Raw genomic sequence first — 10797 nt, forward strand, 5'->3', positions numbered from 1 at the left:
AAACAGATTGGCATCACACAGAGGACACGGAGGACACGGAGAGAACTTCAATCTCTCCGCTGTTCCTCTGTGTTCTCTGTGCCCTCTGTGTGAGACCTTTTCAGGGCTGATACCCGAACGATTCCCTGCGAAATGGTATCAGAGGTTGGACGCGACCGAAGGATCTACTCCCCATGCCTGGTGGCCAGGGATCGTGCACAGAACCGGCCTCGCGTGGGGGTGAGTAGATCCTTCGGTCGCCGCCGGACATCGGTGCGGGAGACAAGTTCGGCGCAGCGGCTCCCTCAGGATGACATCTCTTTGCATAGTCGATCTCGGAATCTGGTACGAGAAGAGCCTTTGCCGGGCCCGGCCTCACGAGCCGCCCGGCAGGTCCTGCCAGAGCACGTTCACGATCAGCCAGCGGCCGTTGAGCTTCGCCAGGTGCATGTAGTCCACCCACTCGCTGGCGACCAGCCGCACGGTGGCGGTGCGGTCCATCATGTCGAGGATGGTGATCTCCCTGCGCGCGTCGCGGGGCGTGGTGCCGGCGCGGTTGAAGGTGGCGGCCACGTTCAGCAGCACGTCCTTCGACATCGGGCGCAGGTACTCGCGGCCGGTGTCCTGGAAGCGGCCCACGCTGCGCTTGGCCAGCTCCGCGCTGACGCTGCGGTTCACGCGCGCGGTGTCGACCTGGTACAGCCCCTCGATGTAGTCCAGCACGGCCGCGCGCACCGCGGCGGAGTCGGCCGCCGTCTGCGCGGGCGCGGGGCGCGCGGCGAGGGCGGCCAGGAGCAGGACCGGCAGGGCGAGTCGGCGCATCGTTTGTCCTTTCGTCGAAAGATGATCGCGATCCGTATCCCGGTCAGCGGCCGATGCCGAGCGCCGAGACCGGCACGCGGTAGATGTCGGCCGTGCCGCGGCGGTGGCTGGTGAAGTAGAGCCAGCGGCCGTCGGGGGAGACGGTCGGGCCGTACTCGTACTCGAAGGAGTTGACCGGCGCGGGGAGGTGGCGCGCGGGGGTCCACCGCCCGTCCGCGCCGCGCACGCTCAGCCACAGGTCGTCGCCGCCCAGGCCGCCGGGGCGACTGTCGGAGACGATCACGATCGCCCGCTCGTCCGGCGTGACGTAGGCGTTCGACTCGGCCTGCGGGCTGTTGACGGCGGGGCCCAGGTTCTCGGGCTCGCTCCAGCGCCCGTTCTCCCAGCGCGAGCGCCAGACGTCGTTCAGCCCCAGCCCGCCGGGTCGGTTCGAGGAGAAGTAGAGGGCGCCGCTCGCGGTGAGCACCGGGTGCAGCTCGGAGGCCTCGGTGCTGATCGGCGCGGGGAGCCGCTCGGGGGCGCCCCAGCTCCCGTCCGGCCGCCGCTCCACCACCCACAGGTCGTAGCTCGCCCGGTCGGTCTTGTCCGGGTGCGGCCGGTTGGAGCCGAAGAGGAGCCGCCGCCCGTCGGCGGTGACGAACGGCTCGCGGTCGCTGGAGCCCGTGCCGGAGAACGGCGCCGGCTCGGGCTCCGTCCAGCGCCCGCCCGCCAGGCGCGAGACCATGATGGTGTGGCGCCCCCAGTTCGGCGTGTGCCGGGCGAAGTAGAACTCGCGCCCGTCCGGCGTGAAGCTGCCGAACCCCTCGCCGCGCGCGGTGGAGATCACCCCCGGCCCCACCAGTTCCACGCCCGCCAGCGCCGCCAGCTCGGCCGACGGCCGGGCGGAGCGGCGCTCGATCCGGAGCGGGGTGCGCCGGTCGAAGGTGGCGAGGGCCCCCGCTCCGTCTTCGCCGAAGTACAGCGTGTCGATGGCGCTGGGGACGGGCGAGCGCAGCAGCGCCGCGAAGCCGCGCCCCGCCGGGCGCACCTCCACCAGCGGCATCTCGCGCCGCTCCCGGCCGAAGAAGGTCAGCCGCCCCCAGCGGTCTTCCGGCGGCCCGATCACCTCCAGCCGCGCGGAGTCGAGCCCGTCCGGCAGCGGCCCGAGGACCGCCCAGGTGCCCACCGGCGACGCGGCGCGGCCCCCCTGCGCGGCGGCCGTCGATGCGGCGACGATCGTCATCGTCAGGACGACGAGGGCGGATCTGGAGACGAGCGTGGCGTACACGGCACCTCCGGGGTGACGAGTGGACGAGGGTCGAATCCGCCGCGCAGGTCGCGCGGCGGGCGGTGTTTACGTGGGTGGGGATCTGCGGGCGAAGGCCTCGCCCTCGGGGGAGCGGACGTGGAGTCCGCGGACGGCGCCGCGCGCATCCGTCTCGAAGCGCAGGGTGGCGAACTCGCCGAGCGCCGGGTGCACCGCCGCGAAGCCGCCGACGACGACGGCGCGCACTGGGAGCGCCAGCGGCCGCCCGTCCTCGCCGATCCACGGGCTGCGGCGCGGCAGCGCGGGGTCGAAGGCGCCGATGGAGAGCCCGCGCCCGCGCGCCGCGACCGTGAGCCGGCGGCCATCCGGGAGGAGGTAGGTGCCGGCGTAGCGCTCCACCTCGGCGGCGCGGGCGGCGGCGGGCGGGAGCGCGGGGGCGGCGCCGCCCGTGGCGATCTCCTCCGCGGCGCGCCAGGCGGCGTAGCGCCAGCCCACGCGGCTGTTGGTGTAGATCACCAGCGTCAGGTCGTGCGCGGGGAACCAGAGCAGCTCGCCCTCCATCCCCGGCGTCCCCGCGATGCGCCGCCAGTGGACGCGGCCGCCGGGCGAGATCCCCTTCGACCAGCCGTACCCCTCGCCGCCCTCGCCTTCCGCGCGGTGGACGGAGAGCATGCGGTCGCGCGCGGACGGCGGGAGCGCGGCGCCGGCCAGGAGCGCGCGGTGGAAGCGGAAGAGGTCGCCCACGGTGGAGACCAGCCCCAGCGAGCCGCGGCGCCCCCACACCCAGGGGCGGCGTCCGACCGGCGTGAGCGCGTCGGGCTGCCCGGCGTACTCGCGCGCCACCCGTGGGTCGCCGTCCGCCACGCCGGGCTCCCACCCGGTGGACGCCATCCCGGCCGGGCGGAGGAAGGCGCGCTCCACGTAGCGCTCGAACGGCTCGCCGGCGACGCGCTCGACCACCGCGCCCAGCAGGCTGTACCCCGGGTCGGAGTAGCGGACGGCCGTGCCGGGGCGCGACTCCAGCGGCGCGTCCTTCATCGCCCGCACGAAGTCGTCGCGGCGCTCGCGCTGCACGTCGGCCCCGAAGCGCGCCAGCCCGCCTTCGTGCACCAGCAGGTGGTGCAGGGTGACGCCCGCCTTCTCGCCCGGGAACGCGCCCAGGTGCGCCGACGCCGGGTCGCCCGCGCTGAGCCGCCCATCCCGCTCCAGGCGCAGCACGGCCGCGGCGGTGAGCAGCTTGGTCATCCCCGCGGCGCTGAAGCGCGTCCCGGCCGTCATGGGGATGCCGCGCTCGCGGTCGGCCAGCCCGTACCCCTTCTCCAGCAGCACCCGGTCGCCGCGCGCCACCAGCACCACGCCCGAGAAGCCGTAGTCCGCGTAGCGCGTGAGCACCGAGTCCAGCCGCGCCCCCACCGCCCCGCGCGCCACCCCCGCCGCCCCGCGCAGCTCCGCGAGGTCCCGCCCGGCCGCGTCGGCGCTCGCGGCGGCGGCCTCCGGCGCGGCGATGGCCACCACGGGCGCCGTGGACGCGAGCGGCACCAGCACCGCGCCGGCCGCCGCCGCGAGCGCCAGCGCCCGCGCGCGGGACGTCCGCCCGTCGCCCGCCAGCAGCGCGGCGACGCGCGTGGCGAGCTGGCTCGGCGCCCCGGCCGCGCCGGGGGCGAGCACGGCGGGCGCGGGGCGGGCCAGGCGGGCCAGGCGCACCAGCGAGCCGGCGTAGCCCCGCCCGTCGCCGGTGAGGCGGGCCACCGCGGCGTCGCAGGCGATCTCGCGCTCCAGGTCCAGCCGCCGCCCGATCCAGCGCGCGGCGGGGTGCCACCAGCAGAGCGCCTCCACCAGCCGCTGCGCCAGGATCGCCCAGTCGTCGCGGCGGCGCAGGTGCACCAGCTCGTGCAGGACCACGCCCGCCAGGTCCTGGCGCGGCAGCTCGTCGAGCAGGCGGGCGGGGACCAGCACCATCGGCCGGAGGAAGCCCGCCGCCACCGGCGTCGCGACCTCGTGCGTGGAGCCGAAGCGCACGGGCCGCCGCAACCCCGCGCGGGCGGCGAGCGGAGCGAGCGCCGCCTCCACCTCCCCCGGCAGCGGCGCCGCCCACCGCTTGAGCCGCCGCACCCCGCGCACACCCGCCCCCCAGCGGACGAGCCACGCCAGCACGCCGATCCCCAGCAGCACGACGGCGCCGGCGGCGATCCGCGGGCCGGGGATGCGCACCGGGGCGGTCGCGAAGCCCGGCCCAGCATCCATCGCCCGCGGGGCCTCGGGGTCCGCCGCCGGGACGATCGGAGCCGCGTCGCGCGCCGGGGCCGCGTCACCCGCCGCCGCGACCGGCGCCGCGGCGGACGCGGGGAGCGGGGCATCCGTCCACGCCGGCGCGGGAGCCGCCGCGGCGGCGGGCGAGGGCTCCATGGCGGCGCGGGACAGCGACAGGACGGGGAGCAGCGCCACGGCCAGGAGCGTGGCCCACCAGGCGGCGTAGCGCGCGCCGGCGCTCCGCTCGCGCAGGAGCCGCAGGAGCAGCGCGACCGCCGCGGCGAGCAGCGCGCCCTTCCACAGCCCGTCCAGCAGCGCCGCCGCGACGGCCGCCAGCGCGGGCGTCATCGGGGCCCCTCCTCGCCGGCGTCGTCGATGATGCGGCGCAGGCGCTCCAGCTCGGCCTCGTCCAGCTCCTCGTCCGCCAGCACGTTCAGCAGCAGCTCGGCCGGCGAGCCGTCGAAGAAGCGGCTGATGACGTGGCGCACCGCGCTCCGCCGCGCCTCGCCGCGCCCCACCAGCGGGTGGTAGACGTAGGTGCGCCCCCGCCGCTCCGCGCGCAGGTACCCCTTGGCGACCAGGATGCCGAGCATGGTGCGCACGGTGCTCTCCGCCGGCGGCGCCTCCGAGTCCGCGAGCGCCTGCACCACGTCGCCCGACGACGAGGGGCCGTGCTCCCACACCACCTTCATCAGGCGGAGCTCGGCCTCGGTGAGCGTGGGAGAGGGATTGCGCGCCATGGACGCCGCCCGGTTGTGCGCGAATGAATTAGCGGTCGCAGGGGAGTATAGTCCGGCTCCCGGGGGATGTCAACTAAAGAATTAGCGGAAGGCGTCGCGAGCGGCAGGAGCTCTGCCACGGATGCAGACCTTTCGCTCCGGAGACATGGAGCCGCCTCCGTGGCCCGTATCCTCCGATCTACTTCGAGACTGGTGCGGCGGTTGTGATCTTTTGACGTCGCTAAAGTAAACGTGGGGACGTCTGCGTGGAGATGGAAGGAATGTCAGCGTTTACAGAGTAGACCCGCTAAAATGGCAAGCTTCTCCGGACGACAGACTCCATCCGATTTAGATCTCATTGTGCCGCAACAGGTTGCAATTCTGGCGCGCCGGATGCATTCGCGCGCGCCCGCCGGGGCCGAAGCAAGCCCGCGCCGGAGGAGGTGCGCACCCTCCGGCCGGTGATCCCGCGGCACATCCGCTCGCGGCAGCAGCCCCTTTCACCCTTTCAGCCCGGGAGAGGACGCGATGGGTAGCAGACATTCTGCCCGCTATCGGCGGAGCACTCTTTCCGCCCTCGCGGCAGCAGCGGTGCTCGCCGCGGCGGCATGCGCGCGCGACGCGGGGACGCCGGTGGAGCCGGGGGGCCCCGCCGCCGCGCGCGCCGCGGCCGACCAGGGGGCGCCCTTCTACTACCACCAGGGCGAGCCGGTGTACCTGAAGGCCGACCCCGAGCGCCTGGTGGTGGCCTCCGACCTGCCGCCGGCCGCGGCCGACGCCGCCGTGCGCGCCGCCCTCACGCCGGCGGGGGTGCGCCTCGCCGCGCTGCAGGAGCTGCCGAACGTGCCGGGGCACCGCCTGGTGCGCCTGGCCGGCGCCGACCACGCCGCCGCCGCGGCCGCCGTGGCGCGGCTGCGCGCCGACGGGCGCTTCCGCTTCGCCAGCACGGCGTTCCGCACCGTGGCCGGCAACGCCGACGTGCTGCTGGTGGACCGCGTGATCGTCCGCTTCCGCGACGGCGTGAGCCCGGAGCAGGTGCGGGGCCTGGCCGCGTCGCTGGGGATGCGCGTGGTGCGCGAGCCGAACCCCGGGCGCGGCGAGCTGGACCACTGGCTGGCCTATCCCGCGGGCGCCGACCCGCTGCGCCTGGCGGCCGAGCTGGACCGCCACCCGCTGGTGGAGTGGGCCGACCCCGACAAGCTCAGCGACCGGCGGCCGCAGTACGTGCCCACCGACCCGTACTACGGCTGGCAGTACTACCTGAAGAACACCGCCTTCCTGAACGGCGCGCGCGTGGACGACTACGCCGAGGAGGCCTGGAACCTGTCGCTGGGCACCTCCACGGTGAAGGTGGCGGTGATCGACGACGGCGTGGACCGCGACAACCTGGACCTGGCCATCAACGGCGGGCAGGAGTTCGACACCTTCTGGCCCAACGTCACCCAGGGCGAGAACGGGTTCAACCCGCGCCCCGCCGACTCGCACGGCACGCACGTGGCCGGGATCATCAACATGATCCACAACAACAGCCTGGGCGGCGCCGGGATCGCGCCCGGCGTGCAGCTCAACGCCGTGCGGATCTTCCGCGACGGCGTGGCCAACACCGACGCCCGCATCGCCGACGGGCTCAACTGGGCGTGGCAGGCGGTGGTGAGCGACGTGCTCAGCAACAGCTGGGGCGGCGGCGCGCCCAGCAACGCCATCACCGCGGCGGTGAACAACGCCACCACGCAGGGGCGCGGCGGCAAGGGCGCCATCGTGGTGTTCTCGGGGGGCAACACCTCGGACCGCGACTGGGGCATCATCGGCGGTCTGCTCTACCCCTCCACGCTCGCCAGCGCCATCGCGGTGGGGGCCATCAACCGCAACGGCGCCCTCACCAACTACTCGCCCGAGGGGCCGGAGCTGGACATCGTGGCCCCCAGCGGGCACTACACCGGCCACTGCATCGGCGACGTGCTCACCACCGACCTGTGGGGTGCGGACGGCTGCAACGACGGCCCCAACGGCGACATCAACTTCACCACCACCTTCTCGGGTACCTCGGCGGCGGCGCCGCAGGTGTCGGCGGCGGCCGCGCTGCTCTTCTCGCGCGAGCCGAACCTCACCTACGCGCAGGCGCGAGACCGCATCCTGAACAACACTGACCCCTGGGGCGCGGCGAGCCAGTACGGGCGCGGCAAGCTGAACGCGTACAAGATCCTGAGCCCGCCCGTGATCGTCAATCCGCTCACGGTCACCATCGGGGGCCCCAGCTCGGTGCTGCCGAACCGCACCTGCTACTGGTGGGCGAGCGCGTCCGGCGGCACGCCGGGGTACACCTACAACTGGTACCGCAACAGCACGTGGGTGGGCAGCGGCGAGGACCTCTACGTGAACACCGGCAGCTCCAGCTTCACGCTGAAGGTGGTCGTCACCGACGCCGCGGGGGCCACGGCCCAGGCCACCAAGAGCGTGACCGTCTCCTCCACCGCGCGGATCTGCCCGGTCTGACGGGCGGGGCGGCAGCGGACATGCGAGCGGCCCCGCGGCGGAAGCGCCGCGGGGCCGTGTCGCGGGTGGCGAGGCGCTCAGGCGCAGCAGACGTCGCCGCCCGACGGGCAGGTGCGCAGGCACGCCGTGATGCAGGTGCCGTAGCCGTAGCAGGTCTCCTGCCCGAAGCAGCTGTAGCAGCTGTCCTTGCAGGTGTCCTGGCAGGTGTCCTCCCCGCAGGTACCGGCGCAGGTGAGGCACCCGCTCTGCCACGAGTCGGCGCAGAAGTCGATCATGCACGTCTTCTGGTAAGTGCCGACCGGCGCCGGCTCCGCGGCGCCGATGGCGATCGAGTCGGTGGCGATGTTGCCGCGCACGGTACCCGCGCGCGGCGCTCCGCTCGTGGAGGTGTCGAACGACTCCACCGCCAGCTCCTCCAGGTCCAGCCTGAGCTTCCGCATGGGTCCTCCCGGGTGAGGGGTGAGCGCGCCGCGCCGGCACGGCCGCTTTCGCCCCACCCGACCACGCGGGGCGGCGGACCGAGACCGTGCCGACACCGGCAAGCCGCGCCGGCTCAGATCCCGGCGGCGGCGTGAAGCGAGCGTGTCCAGGCAGGCGGAAGGGCGCGAATGCGCGACCCCACCGTCGGGAGCATTCGGAAAAGGAAAGAGAGACGCAAAGGCGAAGGTTAGGCGCCTCGCCCCACGGCGGCAAGTGAAATTTCGGCGGTTCCGGAGAGTGGGTCAAGGCGCGCTGAACGGTTCCGCGCCCGCCGGCGCAGCCGAGGCAGGTCTTTGGAGCATCGGGCGGAAACGCGGGCGGCCCCGCGGCAGGATGCCTGCCGCGGGGCCGCCGTACCCCGTACCCCGTACTTCCGTACTTTACCCGCTCGCCCCCACCCGCGTCGCCGGGCGCTCGCCCGAGACGGAGCGCTCGACCGGGGGCTGGGCGGCGCCGCCGGGGGCCTGCGCGCCCTCGGGGATGGTCCGGAGCGCGCCCGCCTCGATCCAGGCGTAGCGGCCCTTCAGCACGTCCTGCGCGAGCTTGTAGGTCGCGTCGTCGGCGTTGTCCCACACGTCGTGGAAGAGCTTCTTGACCTTGAGCCGCGCGCGGCGGCAGAACACGTCGGCCAGGCGCACCGCCTCCTTGCCGTTGGGCCCGTCGCGCAGGTCGTGGGCGCGCACGCACACGCAGCTCATGGCGTACAGCTCGGCGCCGATGTCCACGAAGCGTCCCAGCACCGCCTGCTTGCGCTCCAGCTTCGCCTGGTACTTGCCCATGGCGTATAACATGTTGCGCGCCAGCTTGCGCGAGGTGCGCTCGACGTAGCGCACGTGCCTGGCCAGCGGCCCGAACTCGCCGTACGCCGTGGGCACCTGGCCCCCGCCCACGAAGCGCTTGGGCAGCCACGCCGCGTACCAGGCGCCCGCCTTCACCATCGCCTTCAGCTTCTCGCCCGTGGAGATGCCGGGCTTGATCATGTCGCCCGCCACCTGCAGGTGCGTGTCCACCGCCTCGCGGGCGATGAAGAGGCGCATGATCTCGGAGCTGCCCTCGAAGATGCGGTTGATGCGGAAGTCGCGCATCGCCCGCTCCACCGCGATCGGCAGCTCGCCGCGCGCGGCCAGCGAGTCGGCCGTCTCGTAGCCGCGGCCGCCGCGGATCTGCAGCAGGTCGTCGATGATCCGCCAGCCCACCTCGGTGGTCCACAGCTTGGCGACGGCCGCCTCCAGGCGGATGTCGTTCCTGGCCTGGTCGGCCAGCGCGCTGGAGAGCTCGGCCATCGACTCGATGGCGAACTGGTCGGCCGCCATGGCGCCCAGCATCTGCGCCACCGCGTCGTGCCTGCCGATCGGCGCGCCCCACTGCACCCGCTCGGCGGCCCACTTGCGCGCGATCTCCACCGCCTTCTTGCTCCCGTACGCGGCGCTCATCGGCAGCGTCAGGCGCCCGGTGTTCAGCGTGATCAGCGCCAGCTTGAGCCCCTTCCCCTCGCCCATGATGATGTTCTCGCGGGGGACGCGCACGTCGGTGAACCGGATCACCGCGTTCTGTAGCGCCTTGAGCCCCATGAAGCGGCAGCGGTGGGTGACCTCCACCCCCGGCCAGTCCGTCTCCACGATGAAGGCGGTGATCTGCGGGATCTCCTTCCCGTCCTTGAACTTGCTGGGGGTGCGCGCCATCACCACCAGCAGCTCGGCGATGGTGCCGTTGGTGCACCACAGCTTCTCGCCGTTCAGGATGAACGCGGAGCCGTCTTCCGTCGGCGTGGCCGTCGCCGTCATCGCCGCCGGGTCGGAGCCCACCCCCGGCTCGGTGAGCGCGAACGCGCTGATGGCGCCCGCGGCCAGGCGCGGGAGGTACTTCTTCTTCTGCTCGGGGGTGCCGAACATCTTCAGCGGCTGCGGCACGCCGATCGACTGGTGCGCGGAGAGGAGCGCGGTGAGGTTGCCGTCGTAGCTGGTGACCATGCCGATGGTGCGCCCGTAGCCCAGCTGCGACAGCCCGATCCCGCCGTACTCCTCGGGGATCTTGAGCCCGAACGCGCCCAGCTCCCTCAGGCCCTGCACCACCTCGGGGGGGAGTTCGCCGGTGCGGTCGATCTCGTCGGGGTCGACGCTCTCCTCCAGGAAGCGGCGGAGCTTCGCCATGTAGGCGTCGGTCCTGGCCTTGTCCTCGGCCGACTGGCGCGGGTACGGGTGGATCAGGTCCAGCCGGAAGTTGCCCAGGAACAGCTCGCGCACGAAGCTGGGAGCGGCCCACTCGGTCTCGCGGGCGGCCTCGGCCACCTCGCGCGACTCCTGCTCGCTCGGGGCGCCGGTGTTCTTCTCGGTCATCTGCCAGTTCCTCGGGCCTCTGGTGGAAGGGCGGCCGGTCTCGCCGGAAGGTGCGGCCGGGAACCCCACGCTCGAAGTTACGAGTGAGCCAGACTCACGCAATGGCGCCATTTCCGGCGGGTGAGCAGCGGCTCATCGCCTCCCCTGCATGCACGCCCCGCGCCGCGGAGGTGCCAAGTGCGTGAGTGCGCTTGAGCTGCGCACGAACGCACCAGCACCGGGTTTCAGGATTCAGCATGCAATCCAGTCCTCCGAGCCATGTCATTCCGAGCGGCGCCGCGGCACCGATCCGGCTTTCACACCTGGGCTGGGCGGCGCCCGAGGAATCTACTGAGGGCTGGTCATAATTCCAAAGAGGAGCCGCGCCAAGAGAAAACTCTTGACGCGGCAGGCTCTTGTGCGGAGCGTACGGTTTGTCGAAGACCAACGCACCCGCTCAAGGAGGCCTGCCTTATGTGTACGCGGGAACCGC

The 10797-nt window shown here is 73.2% G+C and carries 7 protein-coding genes; 1 reads left to right on the top strand and 6 read right to left on the bottom strand.

Translation table 11 applies throughout. The features are described 5' to 3' along the window. Window positions 1–354 precede the first annotated feature (354 nt). From VF746_05735 to VF746_05750, 4 genes are all read right to left on the bottom strand, one after another. A complete protein-coding gene (locus VF746_05735) occupies window positions 355–801 on the bottom strand; it encodes a nuclear transport factor 2 family protein (GenBank protein ID HEX8691896.1) in 447 nt (148 codons plus the stop codon). Window positions 802–844: 43 nt separating this feature from the next. After that, on the bottom strand, window positions 845–2068 hold the full coding sequence (locus VF746_05740) for a hypothetical protein (GenBank protein ID HEX8691897.1): 1224 nt from the start codon (window positions 2066–2068) through the stop codon (window positions 845–847). Between the two features lie 66 nt (window positions 2069–2134). Continuing rightward, window positions 2135–4645 carry a serine hydrolase gene (locus VF746_05745; protein HEX8691898.1) on the bottom strand — a complete coding sequence of 837 codons (2511 nt, stop codon included), beginning with the start codon at window positions 4643–4645 and terminating at the stop codon, window positions 2135–2137. Next, window positions 4642–5037 (bottom strand): BlaI/MecI/CopY family transcriptional regulator, encoded by a 396-nt coding sequence (locus VF746_05750; protein ID HEX8691899.1) that lies wholly within the window; start codon window positions 5035–5037, stop codon window positions 4642–4644. The genes VF746_05745 and VF746_05750 overlap by 4 nt, the downstream gene beginning before the upstream one ends. Window positions 5038–5544: 507 nt before the next feature. Between VF746_05750 and VF746_05755 the strand changes: the two genes are divergently transcribed. Then, window positions 5545–7509, top strand: coding sequence for a S8 family serine peptidase (locus VF746_05755; GenBank protein ID HEX8691900.1), 1965 nt, complete (start codon window positions 5545–5547; stop codon window positions 7507–7509). A 77-nt stretch (window positions 7510–7586) separates the two neighbouring features. Here the strand turns inward: VF746_05755 and VF746_05760 are convergent, their stop codons facing one another. Beyond that, window positions 7587–7949 carry a hypothetical protein gene (locus VF746_05760; protein ID HEX8691901.1) on the bottom strand — a complete coding sequence of 121 codons (363 nt, stop codon included), beginning with the start codon at window positions 7947–7949 and terminating at the stop codon, window positions 7587–7589. A gap of 420 nt (window positions 7950–8369) precedes the next feature. Further along, the gene (locus tag VF746_05765; protein ID HEX8691902.1) at window positions 8370–10325 is read right to left on the bottom strand and encodes an acyl-CoA dehydrogenase family protein; all 1956 of its coding nucleotides are present in this window, start codon (window positions 10323–10325) and stop codon (window positions 8370–8372) included. Window positions 10326–10797 lie beyond the last annotated feature (472 nt).

Origin of the sequence: Longimicrobium sp. (genome assembly GCA_036389795.1) — a bacterium.
In the GTDB taxonomy this organism is placed as follows: domain Bacteria; phylum Gemmatimonadota; class Gemmatimonadetes; order Longimicrobiales; family Longimicrobiaceae; genus Longimicrobium.

Bases quoted from the DNA above. Each gene is read 5' to 3' on its own strand.
- VF746_05765 (HEX8691902.1), bottom strand. From the start codon at position 10,325: ATGACCGAGAAGAACACCGGCGCCCCGAGCGAGCAGGAGTCGCGCGAG.
- VF746_05745 (HEX8691898.1), bottom strand. From the start codon at position 4,645: ATGACGCCCGCGCTGGCGGCCGTCGCGGCGGCGCTGCTGGACGGGCTG.
- VF746_05755 (HEX8691900.1), top strand. From the start codon at position 5,545: ATGGGTAGCAGACATTCTGCCCGCTATCGGCGGAGCACTCTTTCCGCC.
- VF746_05760 (HEX8691901.1), bottom strand. From the start codon at position 7,949: ATGCGGAAGCTCAGGCTGGACCTGGAGGAGCTGGCGGTGGAGTCGTTC.
- VF746_05750 (HEX8691899.1), bottom strand. From the start codon at position 5,037: ATGGCGCGCAATCCCTCTCCCACGCTCACCGAGGCCGAGCTCCGCCTG.
- VF746_05735 (HEX8691896.1), bottom strand. From the start codon at position 801: ATGCGCCGACTCGCCCTGCCGGTCCTGCTCCTGGCCGCCCTCGCCGCG.